Source organism: Bacillus sp. z14 (2026), assembly GCF_058313575.1.
Map to the genome: position 1 here is coordinate 201,764 of NZ_JBZFQK010000003.1, position 19,193 is coordinate 220,956.

A 19,193-nucleotide genomic window follows, 5' to 3' on the forward strand; every position below is an offset into this window, starting at 1 on the left:
TTTTGGAGTAAACTAAAAATGGAGCGTCTTTTTTGTTGATTTATTTATACACTTTCACACGATCTTCAATTGGATTGAATTGTTTTTCACCAGCAGGAGCAACTGGTTTACCAAATGGCATTTGGGCGGATAATCTCCAGCTTGCAGGTATATTCCAGGTTGCCTTCACTTCTTCATCAATCAACGGATTGTAATGCTGAAGTGTAGCTCCTAATCCTTCCGCTTCAAGAGCTGTCCAAACGACGAGCTGCAGCATTCCGGAGGCTTCATTAGACCAAATAGGGAATTTATCTGCATATAGATCAAATTGTGACTGCAGCCCCTCTATGACCGATTGATCTTCAAAGAAGAGTATAGTGCCATATCCAGCATTAAACATATCCATTTTTTCCTGAGTGCCACCAAAATTTTCGGCAGGTACGACTTTTCGTAATGTTTCAGTTGTGATACTCCAAAACTTATTACTTTGTTCTCCAAATAATACGACTACTCTTGCGCTTTGTGAGTTAAAGGCAGATGGTGTATGCTTGACGGCGAATTTAACAATCTCCTCTACTCTTTCTTCAGAAATTACCTTTTCATTACTAATCGCATACAGTGAACGTCTTTTTTCAATTGCTGATAAAAATTCATTTGTATTTGTCATGATTTATTCCTCCCCAATGTTTTTATACATACTAAAATCTATTTAGACAGATAACCGAATAGATAAACCAAACGGGTCTGTTGTTACCCAAATTCCATTCTCTTCTCGAACTTCAGCACCTATATTATTCAAACGTGAAATCACTTCTTCTCTTTGTTCATGATTAGGATAATGAATAGTGAATGTTTGGAGTCCCACACTTTCTTTTGAAGCAGCCGGTATATTCCTGCCATTCCATACATTTAAACCGATATGATGGTGGTAGCCACCTGTGGACAAAAACAATGCCTGATTTCCATAACGAGTAACTACATCAAATCCCAATCCCTGGCAATAAAACTCCTCCGCCAGTTCAAGATTGCCAATATGCAAATGAATATGCCCCATTGCCGTATCAGACGGAAGGCCTTTCCACATCGTGTCTTCTCCTGCTGCCAATACTTCTTCTGCCTTCAAAGGCTCCGTAACCATATGAACCTCTTTGTCTTTCCATATCCATGAGGAAGCTGGGCGATCTGCGTAAATTTCAATTCCATTCCCATCAACATCCTGTAAATATAGTGCTTCACTAACATGATGATCTGAAGCACCCAATGGGTAATTAATTTTTGCAATATGATGCAAAAAGCTTCCTAAATCTGCACGTGAAGGCAACAATAAAGCAAAATGGTACAGCCCGGTTTTATGTGCCTCTTTTGGTATAACATTTTCAGGTTGAATCAAAGTTAATAATGGTGTTTCCCCATCAGCTGTTAAAACTGTACGATTCTCCTCTGTCTCCAGCACTTTAAAACCAATGATGTTTTCGTAAAAGGCGAGCGATCTTTCCATATTAAGTATCTTCAATTCAAGACTTTTCACAAACGTATTTGTTTTCTGATGAAAGTTCATATTACTCTCTCCCAAATGGCATTTTGTTTTTTTATAATTTAATCAGTACATAACTTACTTTATGTAAGTAATTATACTTTAGTAATAAATTTATATCAAGTAAATTATTTCCTATAAATAATTATATGATTTTTCAATAATACGATATAATATAGACCAGAGGGGTGATGTAATATGAATCAATCTCACATTTGTCCTAAATTTGAGAAAGCTATGGATATCCTCAGCCGCCGTTGGTCAGGGTTAATTATTTATCAACTGCAATCCGGTCCTCAGCGTTTCTGTACGCTGGAATCCTCAATTGGTATCAGTGGACGAGTACTATCTGAACGGCTAAAGGAATTGGAAAAACAAGGGATTGTCAAACGCGAAGTTTATCCGGAAACGCCGGTCCGAATTGAATATTCCTTAACAGAAGCAGGAGAAGCCATGAAGCCTATGATGCAATCCATTGCAAAATGGGCCGATGAATGGATGAAAAAGGATTCTCCAGAAACTGATCAAAAATAAATGCCGATTGCGCTGGCCGCAATCGGTTTTTTCTTTTTTTGATTGAAATTCATATCAGCCTACAATAAAAAAAAAGAGAATAGGAGGTTTCCCTACTCTCCCATCCCTTCATTATTTTTTAATCATCACTTGTTTAGGTGCTGGTTATAAAAAGCCCTAATACAAGCGTTAATTATATACGCTTTCATTTAGAAGCTATGTATTCACTATCTTTAATTTTTGATCTACTTATATATAAAGTGAAATATTTTAACTTTTCTGATAAACTTAATCAAACGTTTTATTCTAGATAGTAAGTGAAAGTGCAGGACAAATTAGAGAAGAGACAAAGGGGGATCACAGATGGATTATGCATTATTAACATCAGTTATTATTTACATGATTTTAATGCTCGGGATCGGATATTTTGCCTATAAAAGAACATCCAATTTATCTGATTATATGCTTGGCGGCAGAACACTCGGACCTGCCGTAACAGCATTAAGTGCAGGAGCTGCTGACATGAGTGGCTGGCTGTTAATGGGATTACCCGGAGCTATGTACGTATCCGGCCTTAGCGCAGCATGGATTGCCATCGGTTTAACTATAGGAGCCTGGGCTAACTGGATTTATGTAGCGCCAAGACTGCGTACCTATACACAAATAGCCAATGATTCCATTACAATTCCTGGCTATTTAGAGAACCGCTTTGGCGATACCTCAAAAATACTGCGCTTGATTTCTGGACTTGTTATTCTTGTATTCTTTACCTTTTATGTTTCATCGGGGATGGTTTCCGGCGGTATACTATTCCAAAGTACATTCGGGCTTGATTACCATACTGGATTAATAGTGGTTACTCTAGTAGTAGTCGCATACACTTTGTTTGGAGGATTTCTTGCCGTCAGCTGGACTGACTTTGTGCAAGGGATCATCATGTTTATAGCACTGATTCTTGTTCCAATCGTCACTCTTATTGAAGTGGGCGGATTTGGAGAATCAATTGATACAGCACGATCTATCAATCCAGCCTTATTAGATATTTTCAGAGGCACAACGATACTGGGCATCCTTTCTTCCATTGCCTGGGGACTTGGTTACTTCGGCCAGCCTCATATCATTGTCCGCTTTATGGCCATTTCATCTGTTAAAGAAATTAAAAAGGCCCGTCGAATCGGAATGGGATGGATGATTTTCTCTATTATTGGGGCAATGCTGACTGGATTTATCGGGATTACGTATTTCTCACAAAATGGCTCACCATTAGAAAACCCGGAAACGGTCTTTATCGTTTTAGGAGAAGTATTATTCCACCCGATTATTACTGGATTTTTAATCTCAGCTATTTTAGCAGCTATTATGAGTACCATTTCTTCGCAACTTCTCGTTACATCCAGCTCGTTAACAGAAGATATCTACAAAACATTTTTCAGACGATCAGCATCTGATAGAGAACTTGTTTTCTTAGGAAGATTGTCCGTTTTAATTGTCTCGATTGTCGCGTTATTTTTATCCTGGGAAAAGAACTCCACAATTCTCGAACTGGTTGGTTATGCTTGGGCAGGCTTCGGATCATCATTCGGTCCGCTCATCCTTTTAAGTCTCTTCTGGAAACGTATGAATAAATGGGGAGCATTGGCAGGTATCGTTATGGGTGCCTTCACTGTTATTATATGGTCCAGCTTAGGTCTCTCTGATACGCTCTATGAAATGATTCCTGGCTTTGGAGCAAGCACACTTGCTATCATCATTGTCAGCTTACTGACCGCTCCACCGAAGCAAGAAGTGGGTATCCAATACAAGCAATTTAATGATTTAATGAGGCAATAGAAAGTAAAAAGCATTGGGGCGAGCCCCAATGCTTTTTTTTGAAAAATAGCCCCATATGACTGGACTACTAGTCCGCAATTCCCCTCCAACTTTTTTATTAAATTCAATATATTGTCATATTCTCGCTATCTTTTTATCTATGAAAGCGCTATAATTAATTTATGGGACGATGTACCATAATGTGGAACAATTTCAAAATTAATTAAAAATTGGAGAGTGGTAACCAGAAGACTTGATTCTGGAAGAGCTGCTACTTGTACTCTTTTAAGCAACCAGCAGTTTGTTCCCAACAACTAAAGTAAAGAGCTTCATTGATTGCTGCACAAAATTTTATAAATTAAATGAAGGAGATGTGAATAATGGAAATAAGATATTCTACTCACCCTGATCATGCGAAAACTTTTACAACGGAGGAAATCCGTAAACATTATTTAATTGAGGAATTATTTGTACCAGGAGAAATTAAGCTTGTGAATACAATGGAAGACCGCGCTATTATCGGAGGCATTACTCCTTTAAACGAATCTATCTCTCTAGAGGGTTACGATGAAATTAAAGCAGATTATTTCCTTGAGCGCAGAGAAGTCGGAATTTTCAATGTTGGAGGCGGCGGTAAAATTACCGTTGATGGTGAAGTATATGAAATGGAGAATAAAGACTGTTTATATGTTGGCTTAGGCAAAAGAGAGTTAATTTTCACAAGCAACCAATCTGATCAACCGGCAAAATATTATTTGTTCTCTGCCCCTGCACATAAAGAGTATCCTACCCAACATGTAGCATTTAATGATATTGAGGGCGACCGATTAGGATCAGCAGAAAATGCAAATGACCGTGTGATTAGACGAATGATTCATAATGAAGGAATACAAAGCTGCCAAGTCGTAATGGGAATGACGCAATTAAATACAGGAAGCGTATGGAACTCCATGCCAACCCATACACATAACCGCAGAATGGAAGTATACCTATATATTGATTTAGATGAAAATGCGAGAATGTTCCATCTGATGGGTGAACCTACAGAAACTCGCCATATTGTGATGAAAAATGAGCAGGCGGTTATTTCACCTCCATGGTCCATCCATTGCGGTAGTGCTACTAGTAACTATACATTCATTTGGGCGATGGCCGGCGAAAACAAAACCTACAATGATATGGATGCTGTATCAATAGATGAGCTCAGATAATTTCAGGAACGATTTAAAATAATGGCATTAATTTTTCTTTGCTATTCCAAAAAAACACAGATTTTAAAAATAATGTTTAAGGTGGGTTTCAAATGAGTCTAGAAAACTTTTCACTTGATTACTTTAATTTAACAGACAAGGTAGCCATCGTGACCGGTGGCAATACAGGCCTAGGACAAGGATATGCGGTTGCCTTGGCGAAAGCCGGAGCTAATGTATTCGTAGTTACCCATAATGATAATTGGAAGGAAACGCAGGACTTAATTGAAGCTACCGGAAGGAAAGCTCATTTTAAACAGGCTGAACTGACGGATAGAGAAAGTATAAAAGATATTGTCGAAGAATGCGTAAGTGTATTTGGTCGGATTGATATTCTCGTTAATAATGCAGGAACAATTCGCCGTGCTCCCTTACTTGAATATAAAGAAGAAGACTGGAACGCAGTCATGGACATTAACTTAAATGCTGTTTATTTCCTTAGCCAAGAAGTAGCAAAAGTGATGGTCAAACAAGAAAGCGGAAAAATCATCAATATTGGATCCATGCTTTCCTTCCAGGGCGGTAAGTTTATCCCACCATACACAGCGAGTAAACACGGTGTTGCCGGGTTAACAAAAGCGTTTGCCAATGAGTTAGGACAATACAATATTCAAATTAATGCGATTGCACCTGGTTATATTGAAACCGCTAACACTGATCCTATTCGTGCTGATGAGAAACGGAATGCGGAAATTCTATCAAGAATTCCTGCTGGAAGATGGGCTAAACCAGCTGATTTGATGGGAGTCGTTGTGTTCTTGGCAAGTAAAGCATCCGATTATATGAACGGACATATTCTCGCAGTAGACGGTGGTTGGTTAGCGCGTTAAAAAGGGCTTACACCAATTTGAATGGGGCTGATTTCATTGATTACCGGCAATATAGATGACCTGATTGAGCAAAAGAGTCTTGCTGAAAATTTACAATCAAAATTAACATTTTTAAAAGAGTTCGATAGCTCCCAGTACTCTGCTGGGCGCCATGACATTGACGAGAATTTATTTTTCTTCCTCAATGAATATGAAACAAAGGAAGAACCTGACTGTATTTGGGAAGCCCACCGAAAATACCTGGACATCCATTATATTCTTGAAGGCAAAGAAAACATTGCCGTTGACCATATAAATCGTCAACAAATCAAGGAAAATTACGATGAAGCAAAAGATGCTATCTTTCTTGAAGGTGATGTCCAAACGCTTGTAGCCATGAATCCAGGTGATGTGATGATTTGTTTCCCAAAAGATTCCCACAAGGTTGGAATTATAACTGAAGAAAAGCAAATGGTTAAAAAAATTGTTCTTAAAGTAAAACGGTAAATCCTAAAATCCCTGGATATGAAGATTCAATCCAACCAAAGAGAATATGTATGTGAACAAGAGAAATCTATCAATCATAGAAAATCATAATTCCAGCTTTATATCCATAAATCTACCATCTTAGACCTTACATAATTGTGACCTCATTTTAATCCGGAAGGTAAGGTAGATCATCATGCGAATTTTAAAGACGATTGAAAAAATCCCAGGCGGGCTCATGCTGGTACCACTATTTTTAGGGGCCATTATACATACTTTTGCTCCAACATCAGGTGAATACTTTGGTTCATTCACAAACGGATTAATGACAGGAACGGTTCCAATCTTAGCCGTTTGGTTCTTCTGTATGGGTGCCGGTATTAATATTAAAGCAACAGGAACTGTATTACGTAAATCCGGAACCCTTGTTATAACCAAAATCGCGGTTGCCTGGCTTATAGCATTAGTGGCATCTATGTTTATTCCTGATGGTGGAATCCAGACTGGAGTTTTCGCAGGATTGTCCGTTCTCGCTTTAGTGGCAGCCATGGATATGACAAACGGCGGACTTTATGCATCCATCATGCAACAATATGGAACCAAAGAAGAAGCAGGCGCTTTTGTCTTGATGTCCATAGAATCCGGCCCGCTTGTAACAATGTTGATTCTGGGTTCAACCGGTCTTGCTGCATTTGAACCACAAGCTTTTGTAGGTGCTGTATTACCTTTCTTACTAGGATTCCTTCTTGGAAACCTTGATTCTGATTTACGCGACTTTTTCAGCAAGGCTACTACTACTATGATTCCATTCTTTGGATTTGCATTGGGTAACTCAATCGATTTAGGTGTTATTCTTCAAACAGGTATTGGAGGAATCTTGCTGGGTGTATTAGTTATTATTATTACGGGTATTCCATTGATACTGGCAGATAAATATATTGGAGGCGGTAACGGAACAGCTGGTCTTGCTGCATCAAGTACAGCAGGAGCTGCTGTCGCCAACCCAATGATCATTGCAACAATGGCACCTGAATTCATGCCTGTTGCTCAATCTGCTACTTCTCTGGTGGCCGCATCTGTTATTGTAACATCGATATTGGTACCAATCTTAACTGCATACTGGGCTCAATATATGAAAAAGAGAAACAAAGATACGATATCACCAGATAGCAAAGCTACCGTTTAATATTCTAGTCCCGGGGGGCAAATGGCTTGCCCCTTCTGGAATGAACAGGAGGATCCTATGAGTAAAATTATCACCGTGGGAGAACCAATGGCCCTTTTTGTTTCTGAAAAAGAAGGTTCATTAGAAACCGCCGACCGTTTTGTTCGTTTTGTTTCAGGTGCCGAGGTTAATTTTTCAATCGGTATGGCACGTTTAGGCCATCAGGTCACCTATATAACCCAATTAGGCCAAGATCCGTTTGGAAAAAGCATAGAAACATTTCTTCAGCAAAATTCGATTAACACCGAATATATTAAATATGATTCAACCCATACAACAGGTATGCAATTTAAGCAAAAAGTTAGTGCTGGCGACCCGGAAGTATTTTCGGCACGGAAAAATTCAGCCGCTTCCCATATGAATCGGGAAACAATCGCTCATATAAACTGGACCGATTATAATCATATTCATTTAACTGGTATACCACCAGCTCTTTCAGGGGGCTGCAGAGATATGGTCTATGAATTAATGGATACAGCAAGAGCCAATGGTGTGCAAATTTCTTTCGACCCCAACCTCCGTCCAGGTCTTTGGGAGGATAAACAAGAGATGGCTGAAATTATCAATGATTTGGCATGTCGCGCAGATATTGTCCTTCCCGGCATTAAGGAAGGGGTACTGTTAACCGGCCAGGATGATGTTCAACATATTGCGAACTACTATCATGCAGCAGGTGTTAAAACCGTCGTTATTAAACTTGGTGAAAAAGGGGCATTTACCAGTTCAGAAGGCGAACGTTTCTATACCGACCGTTTCCCTGTCAAACAGGTTGTTGATACGGTAGGTGCCGGAGATGGCTTTGCAGTTGGGGTAGTAAGCGGTCTATTAGAAGGACTTCCCATCAAAGAAGCTGTAAAGCGTGGAGCCGCAATTGGGGCACTTGCCGTTATGTCTCCAGGAGACAATGATGGATTGCCTAACCATGAAAGTTTACTAGCTTACATGGAGGATTCAATCGCAGAGATTTAAATAAAGGCTCATAAAGAGTAAAGATAATGGCATCCATTATCTTTACTTTTGCTTTTTAAAATGATCAGAATAAATGCCATTCCCTGTAACTCTGCACATGCGCTCCCTAAGAGATTAGATATCCTAATCTCCTAATAGGATCTTTGGATAAAATCAATCAAAGGCGCAGAGATTACTTTTCAGTTTAAACTTCCTATGTATCCCAAGTTTCTAGAGATGGCCATACTGTAGTGTTTCATTTTTTCAATTAGCGTTTCATTAATCAAGTCCATAGTCACGCGATTATTGGGCCCAGATATACTGAAACTCGCGATGATCTTCCCTTTATGATCATAAATAGGCGCCGCAATACATCTTAAGACTTCTTCATTCTCTGAGTTATCCAATGCGTAGCCTTCTATCTTTATTTTCTCGATTTCTTCTAAAAGCTGTTCTTGCGACGTGATTGTAGTAGGAGTCTTAGCAATGAATTCTGTTTTGGAAAGAATAGAATCAAATTTTTCCTGATCCATTCCAGATAATAACACTTTACCGACTGCCGTACAGTACATCGGCGCCCGGCTACCAATACGTGAAAACATGCGAACCGTTTGATTACTTTCTATTTTATCGATATAAACAATCTCACCAAGGTTCTCTATACATAAATGAACCGTTTCATTGACTTCAAGAGATAATTTTTCGAGATAGGGCTTTGCCACTGTGATGACATCATTGTTGTTCAGAAGATTTCTAGATAAAAAGAGAATTTGCAGCCCAAGTTTATACTTATCGGTCTCTTCATCTTTTACAACATAGTTCATATTGGACAAGGTAGTCAGAAGCCTGTGGACGGTACTCTTTGTTAAACCCACCTGTTCGGACAGACGTGTAACCTGGAGACCATTCGGATATTCTGAAAGTTTATTTAATATAGTTAAAGCTCGTTCAATCGATTGAACATTAGACATGATTTTCTACCTCTTTTAGTTGATTTGTATAGAGAGATTCCTGATCAATCGTAAGGTTTCCCAATATCCTGCTCTATCTATAATGATACGGGAACCTACAATTTTTGTAAATTCGAAATAAGAACTATTATAGAAAGATAAAACTCAGCAAGTATGCAAAGAAATGATTACAGTACGAAAAGGAGTGTTCATATTGAAAAAACAAGCAATCTTACAAAAGGTTACGGAATGTGGTGTAGTCGCAGTCGTTAGAGCTAACTCTAAGGAAGAAGCTCGTTTGATATCCGAAGCCTGTGTAAAAGGTGGTATTCAGGGGATTGAAGTGACTTTCACAGTCCAGTCAGCAGACGAGGTCATCAAGGAATTGGTTTCTGTCTATAAAACTAATGAAAAGGTAGTCATCGGTGCTGGAACCGTCCTGGATGCTACTACTGCAAGAATTGCTATTTTAGCAGGTGCCCAGTTCATTGTCAGCCCGGCATTTGATGGGGAAACAGCTAAGTTGTGTAACCTCTATCAAATCCCTTATATGCCTGGGTGTATGACGATTACAGAGATGAAAACAGCATTGGAAGCTGGGGTTGATATTGTTAAACTATTCCCTGGAAATGCGTTTGGCCCTGGGTTTATAAAAGCCGTAAAAGCCCCTCTCCCTCAGGTAAATATAATGCCAACCGGCGGGGTGAGTTTAGATAATATTGAAGAATGGATTTCAAATGGCTGCGTTGCTGTCGGAGTCGGCGGCAATCTGTTAGCACCGGCCAAAACAGGCGATTACGATCAGATTACTGAAATCGCAAAGATGTATATTGAAAAGGCTGTAGCAGCAAGAAAAAAATAAGAATTCATTCTATTAACTAAGTTGAACAGTCATCCTTTATAATAAAAGAATAGTTAGAAAAAACCAAATTAGACAGAGGAGGATTCAGATATGCCAACAAATCTCAAAGATACAGTCACCTTACATAATGGCGTTGAAATGCCATGGCTTGGATTGGGCGTTTTTAAAGTTCAAGAAGGCGAAGAGGTTATCCAGTCTGTTAAAGCAGCCATCCAAAATGGATATATCAGCATTGATACAGCTGCCATTTACGGTAATGAAGAAGGCGTAGGCCAAGCGATAAAAGAATCAGGTGTGCCACGCGAGGATTTATTTATTACAACAAAGCTATGGAATAGTGAACAAGGATATGAATCTACCTTAAAAGCCTTCGATGAAAGCATGGAAAAGCTAGGCTTGGATTACTTGGATCTTTATCTAATTCATTGGCCTGGGAAGGATAAATATAAAGAAACATGGAAAGCCTTTGAAAAACTCTACAAAGATGGACGAGTTCGTGCAATTGGCGTAAGTAACTTCCTGGTTCATCACCTTGAGGATTTAATTGCTACAGCTGAAATTAAACCAATGGTGAATCAAGTGGAATTCCATCCTCATCTAACACAAGAGGATCTTCGTGCATATTGCAAAAAAGAAGGAATTCAACTTGAAGCTTGGTCTCCTTTAAAACAAGGACAGCTTTTGGACAATCCAGTTCTTAAAGAAATTGCCGAGAAACACAATAAATCGGTTGCCCAGGTTATCCTGCGCTGGGATCTGCAACATGGTGTCGTAACGATTCCAAAATCAATTAAAGAACATCGCATTATTGAAAATTCCAGTATCTTTGACTTTGAATTATCTGCAGAGGATATGGAAAGAATTGATCAATTAAATCAAGATAGCCGTGCTGGATCTCATCCTGATACAATGAAAGCAGGCTTTGAATTTTAATAATAATCAGGAGGCAGCTTATATATAGGCTGCCTCCTTTCTATTGTTACTCCGCGTATGCTCTCTCTTCTATTAATCTTGCATGGACCACCCTTCTTCCATCCTTTAGACCTTGGCTGCATGTGGAGAGCGTTAAAACCTTATCCTTATCAGACAACGGTTCTCCCTTATAGCTAAAATCTGACCTTGATCGTAATTGGTTTATAAAAGCAAGATACTGTTCACTAGTTCCAAACTCAGTTTGGATATAATTAAAATTTGGATCTGTGTTATAAGTAGAGAAAACCTCCCACTTATAATAGCCCGTTTTCCCATAAAAGTTTATGTATCTATGCTCGTATAGGAAGTTTTCATCCTTGTATTTATTCAAATCATGAAACATCGTACCGTTCTTCATATTATGTCCATAAAGAATGATATGATTGTCTGCAAAACCTTCCTGATTACGATAATCCATAAAAATACTTCCCTGAATGGATGAGCTATTGTTAAAATCATGTGTTAAATAGTAACTGTTATCATCACCCTGTACAACGGGGTAGTCAATGGCTGTTCCATCAATGGTGATCCAACCAACCGATTGGTCATTCAGCTCTACCAATTTAGTAAAATCGGCATTACCTGTTTCTTCTGATATGACCTTGTGTTTATCTTGAACCAGCTTCTTCTCCAATTTATACATCTGATATTCATCCATTGCATATTGAAACAAATAAATCCCTGACCAGCAAAACACAATCAGTAGTCCTAAACCGATTAACTTTGATATAATTGTCCGACTTCGCTTCATGCCTCTCAACTCTCTTAAGAAAATTATTATTCTTATATAATATAAGTTTAATAACAGACATTTCAGAATACAATAGCTTATCAAATAAAACAAAACCCTCACATTTTAAGCATAAGGAGGTTAAAGTCTGACTAATTCTATCCCTTTAAAGTTTCAAAAACTTCTCAAGCGATTTTTGGGAATCATATACATACTCGGATAGGAATTTTACTTCGTAGAATTATTCTTTTTACTCCCTTTCACAATCTATATTGGTATTTAAGTATTCCCTCACCAATTTCCATTGAAGTCTCTTCTTGTTGTAATTTAGTCATCTCAGATCCTCATTCTAGTTGTTCATCTTTTATCGAAACAATCAATCGTCCGTTTGTATGCTTTTAAATGATAAACTTAGTTGCTGAGCTGTTTATTCACTAACTCCAATTCCCAGTGCATAAGCTTATTACTGTCACAGACTCATCCTTATGTCTTTCTCGAGAACGATACCAATTTAGGGATAACATGGATGTTTTTCGTCATTATTCGACAATATTTGCATAAAACTTGACTGAATTTTCTCTTTAATGTTACCTTCAATATGGTTAACCAACAGTTTACTATTTAAAATTTTAGATAGATTGGTTGTTTATATGCGAATAAATATTATTAAACTAGTATTCCTAGGCATTAGTTGATAATATACCTAAACAATACTGGAGGCACATTTTATTATATGAAAATAAAGATAGCCCTTACGATGACATCAGTCATTTTGTTAAGCCCAATGTCAACTTTTGCTGAAACATACACAGTAAGATCTGGTGATAACTTATGGAATATATCGGAACGTAATAATGTTAATTTTCAAGCACTTTTAGAAGTTAATAATCAAATTCCGAATAAAGACTTAATCTATCCCGACCAAGTTATTAACTTGCCTGATGCTATGAAGGAATATACCGTACTTTCTGGCGATACATTATGGGGTATTGCCAGGAAATTGGACGTGGATTTTCTTGAATTACTAAATGTAAATTCTCAAATTCATGATAAAGATCTAATCTTTCCAGGACAAAAAATTAATCTACCAAAGGTGACAGAATCTGAGAAAACCAATTCGGAAGTTACTAAACCTGAAGAAACTACTCCAGAAGTAATGGTCCCTGTTGAGACTACTCCTGAAGTAACGGAATCTGTTGAGACTACTCCCGAAGTAACGGAACCTGTTGAGACTACTCCTGAAGTAACGGAACCTGTTGAAAACACTCCCGAAGTAACGGAACCTGTTGAAAACACTCCCGAAGTAACGGAACCTGTTGAGACTACTCCTGAAGTAGAGCCTGTTGAGAACACTCCCGAAGTAACGGGACCTGTTGAGACTACTCCTGAAGTAACGGAGCCCGTTGAGAACACTCCCGAAGTAACGGAACCTGTTGAGACTACTCCTGAAGTAACGGAGCCCGTTGAGAACACTCCCGAAGTAACGGAACCTGTTGAGACTACTCCTGAAGTAACGGAGCCCGTTGAGAACACTCCCGAAGTAACGGGACCTGTTGAGACTACTCCTGAAGTAACAGAGCCAGAGGGCAATGACCAAGCCATCGTCAACCAAATTGTTGCATTAGTCAACGAGGAAAGAGCTAAAAACGGTCTACAACCTCTCCGCAATAATGCAGACTTATCCGTGGTTGCTTACACGAAAGCTGTGGATATGTCAGAAAACGGTTATTTCGCCCATACTTCACCAACATACGGAAGTCCCTTTGATATGATGAAGGCTTTCGGAATCACATATGTAGCAGCAGCTGAAAACATTGCGCAAGGCCACAGAACAGCTGAAGCCGTTATGGAAGGTTGGATGGACTCAGAGGGTCACAGAGAAAATATCCTAAATCCAAACTATACTGAAATCGGGATTGGTTATGAAAAGTATGAGCATTACTGGGTGCAAATGTTCATTCAAAATTAATCAACCATTATTCTAACAAAAACGCCTCTTTCCAATAAGGAAAGAGGCGTTTTATGGTAAAAAAAAAACTTCTTATACTGAAATTCATCAGTATAAGAAGTTTTCCCTTTTGAGCTTTTATAATACTTCTCAAGCGTCCTTGAAAATCATATAAAATACTCTCATCAAAAATTTCTACTTCGTTAATTATTTCTTAAGGTTGTAGAAAGATTGAAGACCTTTGTATTCAGCTAAATCGCCAAGCTCATCTTCGATACGAAGAAGTTGGTTGTATTTCGCGATACGGTCTGTACGGCTCATAGAACCAGTTTTGATTTGGCCAGCGTTTGTTGCTACTGCAATGTCAGCGATTGTAGAATCTTCTGTTTCACCGGAACGGTGGGATACAACTGCAGTGTAACCAGCGCGTTTTGCCATTTCGATTGCATCGAAAGTTTCAGTTAAAGTACCGATTTGGTTAACTTTAATTAGGATAGAGTTAGCAATACCTTTTTCGATACCTTCAGCAAGCTTTTTAGTGTTTGTAACGAACAAGTCATCACCAACAAGTTGTACACGATCGCCAATGCGCTCAGTTAACAATTTGTGGCCTTCCCAGTCGTTTTCATCTAAACCATCTTCAATAGAGATGATTGGGAATTCGTTGATTAATTCTTCATAGAAGTTAACCATTTCTTCGGAAGAAAGACCATTGCGTCCTTCGCCTGCTAGATCGTATTTCTTAGTTTCTTTGTTGAAGAACTCAGAAGAAGCTACGTCCATTGCAAGGTAGATATCTTTACCAGCTTCGTAGCCAGCTTTAGTGATTGCTTCAATGATTACTTCAAGAGCTTCACGGTTAGAACCAAGGTTTGGAGCGAATCCACCTTCGTCACCTACTGCAGTGTTTAAGCCTTTGTCGTGAAGAACTTTTTTCAAGCTGTGGAATACTTCAGCACCCATACGGATTGCTTCTTTGAAAGTTGGAGCTCCAACAGGCATGATCATGAATTCTTGGAAGTCAACGTTGTTATCAGCGTGAGAACCACCGTTGATGATATTCATCATTGGAGTTGGAAGCTGTTTCGTGTTGAATCCGCCAAGGTAACGGTATAAAGGAATGTTTAGGTAATCAGCAGCAGCGATTGCAGCAGCCATGGAAACACCAAGAATTGCGTTCGCACCTAATTTACCTTTGTTTTCAGTTCCATCAAGGTCGATCATCGCTTTGTCGATTCCAGCTTGATCAAGAACATGCATACCGATGATTTGTTCAGCAATGATATTGTTTACGTTATCTACTGCTTTTTGAACACCTTTTCCAAGGTAACGGTCTTTATCGCCATCACGAAGTTCTACTGCTTCGTATTCACCAGTGGAAGCACCACTTGGTACCATAGCACGGCCGAATGCGCCAGATTCTGTTTCAATTTCTACTTCAACTGTTGGGTTACCACGGGAGTCTAATACTTCACGTGCATAAACGTCAATAATAATTGGCATTAAATTTCTCTCCTTTTAATTGGAAAATATAGTACATTTTATAGTTTGTACAACTTACTTTTTAATTAATGATTTTCCAGTCATTTCTTTCGGTTGCTCTACATGCAATAGTTCAAGCATAGTTGGAGCTAAATCACCCAGAATTCCACCGTCACGAAGTTCTACCTCTTTATCAGTGACAATCACTGGAACAGGGTTTGTCGTATGTGCTGTCATCGGATCTCCATCTGGAGTGATTACCTCATCAGCATTACCATGGTCAGCTGTGATAATGGCTTTACCACCCATAGATAGGATTTTATCGACGATTTTTCCAAGGCATTCATCCACAGTTTCAATTGCTTTGATTGTTGGTTCAAGCATTCCGGAGTGCCCAACCATATCAGGGTTAGCAAAGTTTAGGATGATCGCATGATGATTATCTTCATCCAATTCCTTCATAAGGGCTTCAGTCACTTCATAAGCGCTCATTTCAGGTTTAAGGTCATACGTGGCAACCTTTGGAGAATTAATCAAAATACGTTTCTCGCCTGGGAATTCATCTTCACGTCCACCACTCATAAAGAAGGTAACGTGTGGGTATTTTTCAGTTTCGGCAATGCGAAGCTGTTTTAAGTTGTTTTGCGATAAGACTTCACCGATTGTGTTATCCAGATTTGTTGGTTTAAATGCAACATATCCTTTAACAGTTTCACTAAAGTGAGTCAAGCAAACAAAATACAAATTCTGCGGGAATCCTGGGCCTCTGTCAAAGCCGCGGAAATCATCATTTGTAAATACGTTAGAAATTTGGATAGCACGGTCAGGACGGAAATTATAGAAAATAACAGAATCATTATCTTCAATTTTCGCCACAGGCTGTCCATCAGCTTTCGTAATTACAGATGGTAGAACGAATTCATCAAAAATCCCATTACGGTAGGAATCCTCTACTACTTCCATTGCGGAAGAATAAGAAGGTCCTTCACCATAAGTCATGGAACGATACGTTTTTTCTACACGATCCCAGCGTTTATCACGGTCCATGGAGTAATAACGTCCTGAAATAGTCGCGAACTGGCCTACACCAATTTCTTTAAACATATTTTCAGTTTGTTGAATGTACTTTTCAGCAGTTTGAGGACCAACATCACGTCCGTCTAAAATGCCGTGTACATAAACATTTGTAAAGTTTTCTTTAGCACACAAGCGAAGTAATGCAAATAAATGCTGAATATGGCTGTGTACTCCACCATCAGATAATAATCCCATTAAGTGTAGAGCCTTATTATTTTCTTTCGCATGTTGAATCGCGCCTAAGAAAGTTTCATTCTTTTCGAATTCACCTTCACGAATCGCAAGGTTTACTCGAGTTAAGCTTTGATAAACAATCCGGCCTGCACCGATATTTAAATGGCCAACTTCTGAGTTACCCATTTGTCCCTCCGGCAAACCAACTGCTAAGCCACTCGCTATCAGGTGATTATGTGGATACTCTGCCCAATAACGGTCAAAGTTAGGCTTTTTAGCCTGTGCCACAGCATTACCCTGTGTTACATCTCGAGATCCAAACCCATCGAGAATGATTAACGCTACTGGTTTCTTACTCATTTAGAAACAGCCTCCAATAATCCTAAGAAAGAAGTTGGTTCAAGGCTTGCTCCGCCAACTAAAGCACCATCGATATTATCTTCTGAAAGATATTCTTTGATGTTTTCAGGTTTAACAGAACCGCCATATTGAATCCTAATTGCTTCTGCCACATCAGTTGAAAAGCTATCAGCGATTGTTTGACGGATATGACCGCAAACTTCATCAGCATCAGCTGCTGTGGAAGACTTTCCTGTACCAATTGCCCAGATTGGTTCATAAGCAATAATTGTCTTCTTAGCTTGTTCTTCCGTAAGGCCTTTGAATGCCTTTTTAATTTGATCAGCTACAAGAGCTTTTGTTTTACCAGCTTCACGCTGCTCCAACGTTTCCCCACAACACACAATAGGGATTAAATTGTGTTTAAAAGCAGCCAATGTCTTCTGGTTAACTGTTTCATCAGTTTCATTGAACATTTCACGACGCTCGGAATGTCCAATGATAATATAGTCTACCCCTAAATCAGAAAGTGCTTCCGGACTTACTTCACCGGTATATGCGCCACTTTCTTTAAAGTGCATATTTTCCCCACCAACTTTAAGGTCTGTTCCTTTTGTTGCTTTTACAAGCGATTCAAGAAATAGTGGAGAAGAACACACAACCGCATCCACTTTTTCTGGAGAAGGAATGGAACCTTTAACTTCCTCTACGAATTGTAAAGCTTCGCCAACCGTTTTATTCATCTTCCAGTTTCCTGCGATAATTGGTTTACGCACTTTCCTCATCCTCTCGTATGTGTCCGTATATTTATTTATCGTTTAATGCTACAACACCAGGAAGCTCTTTACCTTCCATGAATTCCAAGGAAGCACCGCCTCCAGTAGAGATGTGGCTCATTTTATCCGCAAGGTCGAACTTTTCAACTGCCGCAGCTGAGTCCCCACCACCAATTACGGAGTATGTATTTTCCGCATTTGCAAGTGCTTCTGCTACTGCTTTTGTACCGCCAGCGAATTTATCAAATTCGAATACACCCATTGGTCCATTCCAGATCACGAGTTTGGAATTTTTAATAGTGTCTTCATATAATTTTGCAGTCTTTGGTCCGATATCAAGCGCTTGCCAATCAGCTGGAATCGCATCAATATCTACCACTTTAGACTCTGTATCAGGTGAAAATTCTTTTGCAATAACCGCATCCACCGGCATTAAGAAGTTAACACCTTTTTCTTTTGCTTTATCCATAAAGGATTTAGCCAATTCAATTTTATCTTCTTCTAAAAGAGATTGACCAATTTCATAACCTTGAGCCTTGATGAACGTATATGCTAGTCCACCGCCAATGATTAGGTTGTCCACTTTCTCAAGAAGATTATCAATTACACCGATTTTATCTTTTACTTTTGCTCCACCAATAATTGCTGTGAATGGACGTTCTGGATTAGAAAGAGCTTTTCCAAGCACTTCTAATTCTTTTTCCATTAACAAACCGGCTACAGCAGGGATATGTTTTGCAATTCCTTCTGTGGAAGCATGTGCACGGTGAGCTGCACCGAATGCATCATTTACATACACATCTGCAAGATCTGCAAATGCTTTTGCCAATTCTGCATCGTTCTTTTCTTCACCAGGATAGAAACGTACGTTTTCTAGAAGAAGTACATCGCCATCTTTCATCTGCCCGATTTCAGCTTGTACAGCTTCTCCGTATGCTTCATCCGTTTTCTTAACATCTTTGCCAAGCAATTCGCTTAAACGCGCAGCAACAGGAGTTAAGCGTAACTCTTCTTTTACTGCACCTTTTGGACGGCCTAAATGGCTTGCAAGAATTACTTTTGCGCCTTTTTCAATTAAAAGTTGAATAGTCGGTAAAGCCGCACGAATTCTTGTGTCATCAGTTACTTTGCCATCTTGCATTGGTACGTTAAAATCAACGCGGCAAAATACTTTTTTTCCTTGTACATCAATGTCTTTAATCGATTTTTTGTTCACTTAAATGAACCTCCTTTAAAATAAGGGACCAGCTAAAGACTTAATCAGGTCTGCCCAAACTCTGATTAATTGCCGTTAAAATAAAACAGGGAGAAAGGGGAATTTTCCCCTCTC

The 19,193-nt window shown here is 39.0% G+C and carries 18 protein-coding genes; 10 read left to right on the forward strand and 8 right to left on the reverse strand.

Annotated elements, in window-relative coordinates; genetic code table 11:
- Window positions 1-40: 40 nt before the first annotated feature.
- Window positions 41-646 carry a nitroreductase family protein gene (locus tag AC4G3O_RS12010; protein WP_491136228.1) on the reverse strand — a complete coding sequence of 202 codons (606 nt, stop codon included), beginning with the start codon at window positions 644-646 and terminating at the stop codon, window positions 41-43.
- 42 nt (window positions 647-688) lie between these two features.
- Complete coding sequence (locus tag AC4G3O_RS12015) at window positions 689-1,537, reverse strand: VOC family protein (protein ID WP_491136229.1); 849 nt, start codon at window positions 1,535-1,537, stop codon at window positions 689-691.
- Window positions 1,538-1,711: 174 nt separating this feature from the next.
- Here AC4G3O_RS12015 and AC4G3O_RS12020 point away from each other — a divergent pair, with 174 nt between their 5' ends.
- From AC4G3O_RS12020 to AC4G3O_RS12050, 7 genes are all read left to right on the forward strand, one after another.
- On the forward strand, window positions 1,712-2,047 hold the full coding sequence (locus AC4G3O_RS12020) for a winged helix-turn-helix transcriptional regulator (protein WP_139892222.1): 336 nt from the start codon (window positions 1,712-1,714) through the stop codon (window positions 2,045-2,047).
- Window positions 2,048-2,389: 342 nt separating this feature from the next.
- A complete protein-coding gene (putP, locus tag AC4G3O_RS12025) occupies window positions 2,390-3,856 on the forward strand; it encodes a sodium/proline symporter PutP (RefSeq protein WP_066106265.1) in 1,467 nt (488 codons plus the stop codon).
- Window positions 3,857-4,215: 359 nt separating this feature from the next.
- Window positions 4,216-5,046 carry a 5-dehydro-4-deoxy-D-glucuronate isomerase gene (gene kduI / locus AC4G3O_RS12030; RefSeq protein WP_140461762.1) on the forward strand — a complete coding sequence of 277 codons (831 nt, stop codon included), beginning with the start codon at window positions 4,216-4,218 and terminating at the stop codon, window positions 5,044-5,046.
- Between the two features lie 92 nt (window positions 5,047-5,138).
- Entirely contained in the window at window positions 5,139-5,915 is a 777-nt protein-coding gene (kduD, locus tag AC4G3O_RS12035; RefSeq protein ID WP_148630660.1) for a 2-dehydro-3-deoxy-D-gluconate 5-dehydrogenase KduD, read from the forward strand.
- Window positions 5,916-5,951: 36 nt separating this feature from the next.
- Window positions 5,952-6,401, forward strand: coding sequence for a NanQ anomerase/TabA/YiaL family protein (locus tag AC4G3O_RS12040; RefSeq protein ID WP_262366002.1), 450 nt, complete (start codon window positions 5,952-5,954; stop codon window positions 6,399-6,401).
- A 175-nt stretch (window positions 6,402-6,576) separates the two neighbouring features.
- Window positions 6,577-7,566, forward strand: a complete 990-nt coding sequence (kdgT, locus tag AC4G3O_RS12045; protein ID WP_066106251.1) for a 2-keto-3-deoxygluconate transporter — start codon at window positions 6,577-6,579, stop codon at window positions 7,564-7,566.
- Window positions 7,567-7,623: 57 nt separating this feature from the next.
- Complete coding sequence (locus tag AC4G3O_RS12050; protein ID WP_066106248.1) at window positions 7,624-8,574, forward strand: sugar kinase; 951 nt, start codon at window positions 7,624-7,626, stop codon at window positions 8,572-8,574.
- 179 nt (window positions 8,575-8,753) lie between these two features.
- Here the strand turns inward: AC4G3O_RS12050 and AC4G3O_RS12055 are convergent, their stop codons facing one another.
- Window positions 8,754-9,524 (reverse strand): IclR family transcriptional regulator, encoded by a 771-nt coding sequence (locus AC4G3O_RS12055; RefSeq protein ID WP_490558638.1) that lies wholly within the window; start codon window positions 9,522-9,524, stop codon window positions 8,754-8,756.
- A 193-nt stretch (window positions 9,525-9,717) separates the two neighbouring features.
- Between AC4G3O_RS12055 and AC4G3O_RS12060 the strand changes: the two genes are divergently transcribed.
- A complete protein-coding gene (locus AC4G3O_RS12060; protein WP_066106242.1) occupies window positions 9,718-10,365 on the forward strand; it encodes a bifunctional 4-hydroxy-2-oxoglutarate aldolase/2-dehydro-3-deoxy-phosphogluconate aldolase in 648 nt (215 codons plus the stop codon).
- Window positions 10,366-10,455: 90 nt separating this feature from the next.
- Window positions 10,456-11,298 carry an aldo/keto reductase gene (locus AC4G3O_RS12065; RefSeq protein WP_066106239.1) on the forward strand — a complete coding sequence of 281 codons (843 nt, stop codon included), beginning with the start codon at window positions 10,456-10,458 and terminating at the stop codon, window positions 11,296-11,298.
- 46 nt (window positions 11,299-11,344) lie between these two features.
- On the opposite strand, the gene srtB is transcribed toward AC4G3O_RS12065, so the two are convergent.
- On the reverse strand, window positions 11,345-12,088 hold the full coding sequence (srtB, locus tag AC4G3O_RS12070; RefSeq protein ID WP_491136230.1) for a class B sortase: 744 nt from the start codon (window positions 12,086-12,088) through the stop codon (window positions 11,345-11,347).
- 712 nt (window positions 12,089-12,800) lie between these two features.
- On the opposite strand from srtB, the gene AC4G3O_RS12075 reads away from it, so the two are divergent.
- Complete coding sequence (locus AC4G3O_RS12075; protein ID WP_491136231.1) at window positions 12,801-14,036, forward strand: LysM peptidoglycan-binding domain-containing protein; 1,236 nt, start codon at window positions 12,801-12,803, stop codon at window positions 14,034-14,036.
- A 186-nt stretch (window positions 14,037-14,222) separates the two neighbouring features.
- Here the strand turns inward: AC4G3O_RS12075 and eno are convergent, their stop codons facing one another.
- Genes eno through AC4G3O_RS12095 form a run of 4 tightly spaced genes read right to left on the reverse strand, consistent with a single transcriptional unit; the run spans window position 14,223 to window position 19,079 of the window.
- Window positions 14,223-15,518 carry a phosphopyruvate hydratase gene (eno, locus tag AC4G3O_RS12080; protein ID WP_066106229.1) on the reverse strand — a complete coding sequence of 432 codons (1,296 nt, stop codon included), beginning with the start codon at window positions 15,516-15,518 and terminating at the stop codon, window positions 14,223-14,225.
- Between the two features lie 54 nt (window positions 15,519-15,572).
- Window positions 15,573-17,108: a 2,3-bisphosphoglycerate-independent phosphoglycerate mutase gene (gene gpmI / locus AC4G3O_RS12085; protein WP_066106226.1), complete on the reverse strand. Its 1,536-nt coding sequence runs from the start codon at window positions 17,106-17,108 to the stop codon at window positions 15,573-15,575.
- Window positions 17,105-17,863 carry a triose-phosphate isomerase gene (tpiA, locus tag AC4G3O_RS12090; RefSeq protein ID WP_066106223.1) on the reverse strand — a complete coding sequence of 253 codons (759 nt, stop codon included), beginning with the start codon at window positions 17,861-17,863 and terminating at the stop codon, window positions 17,105-17,107. The genes gpmI and tpiA overlap by 4 nt, the downstream gene beginning before the upstream one ends.
- Window positions 17,864-17,894: 31 nt before the next feature.
- Window positions 17,895-19,079, reverse strand: a complete 1,185-nt coding sequence (locus tag AC4G3O_RS12095) for a phosphoglycerate kinase (RefSeq protein ID WP_066106220.1) — start codon at window positions 19,077-19,079, stop codon at window positions 17,895-17,897.
- Window positions 19,080-19,193 lie beyond the last annotated feature (114 nt).

What these genes read in the sequence shown, in the direction of transcription:
- AC4G3O_RS12010 (WP_491136228.1), bottom strand. Translation starts at nt 646, where the DNA reads ATGACAAATACAAATGAATTTTTATCAGCAATTGAAAAAAGACGTTCA.
- AC4G3O_RS12015 (WP_491136229.1), bottom strand. Translation starts at nt 1,537, where the DNA reads ATGAACTTTCATCAGAAAACAAATACGTTTGTGAAAAGTCTTGAATTG.
- AC4G3O_RS12020 (WP_139892222.1), top strand. Translation starts at nt 1,712, where the DNA reads ATGAATCAATCTCACATTTGTCCTAAATTTGAGAAAGCTATGGATATC.
- putP (WP_066106265.1), top strand. Translation starts at nt 2,390, where the DNA reads ATGGATTATGCATTATTAACATCAGTTATTATTTACATGATTTTAATG.
- kduI (WP_140461762.1), top strand. Translation starts at nt 4,216, where the DNA reads ATGGAAATAAGATATTCTACTCACCCTGATCATGCGAAAACTTTTACA.
- kduD (WP_148630660.1), top strand. Translation starts at nt 5,139, where the DNA reads ATGAGTCTAGAAAACTTTTCACTTGATTACTTTAATTTAACAGACAAG.
- kdgT (WP_066106251.1), top strand. Translation starts at nt 6,577, where the DNA reads ATGCGAATTTTAAAGACGATTGAAAAAATCCCAGGCGGGCTCATGCTG.
- AC4G3O_RS12050 (WP_066106248.1), top strand. Translation starts at nt 7,624, where the DNA reads ATGAGTAAAATTATCACCGTGGGAGAACCAATGGCCCTTTTTGTTTCT.
- AC4G3O_RS12055 (WP_490558638.1), bottom strand. Translation starts at nt 9,524, where the DNA reads ATGTCTAATGTTCAATCGATTGAACGAGCTTTAACTATATTAAATAAA.
- AC4G3O_RS12065 (WP_066106239.1), top strand. Translation starts at nt 10,456, where the DNA reads ATGCCAACAAATCTCAAAGATACAGTCACCTTACATAATGGCGTTGAA.
- srtB (WP_491136230.1), bottom strand. Translation starts at nt 12,088, where the DNA reads ATGAAGCGAAGTCGGACAATTATATCAAAGTTAATCGGTTTAGGACTA.
- AC4G3O_RS12075 (WP_491136231.1), top strand. Translation starts at nt 12,801, where the DNA reads ATGAAAATAAAGATAGCCCTTACGATGACATCAGTCATTTTGTTAAGC.
- eno (WP_066106229.1), bottom strand. Translation starts at nt 15,518, where the DNA reads ATGCCAATTATTATTGACGTTTATGCACGTGAAGTATTAGACTCCCGT.
- gpmI (WP_066106226.1), bottom strand. Translation starts at nt 17,108, where the DNA reads ATGAGTAAGAAACCAGTAGCGTTAATCATTCTCGATGGGTTTGGATCT.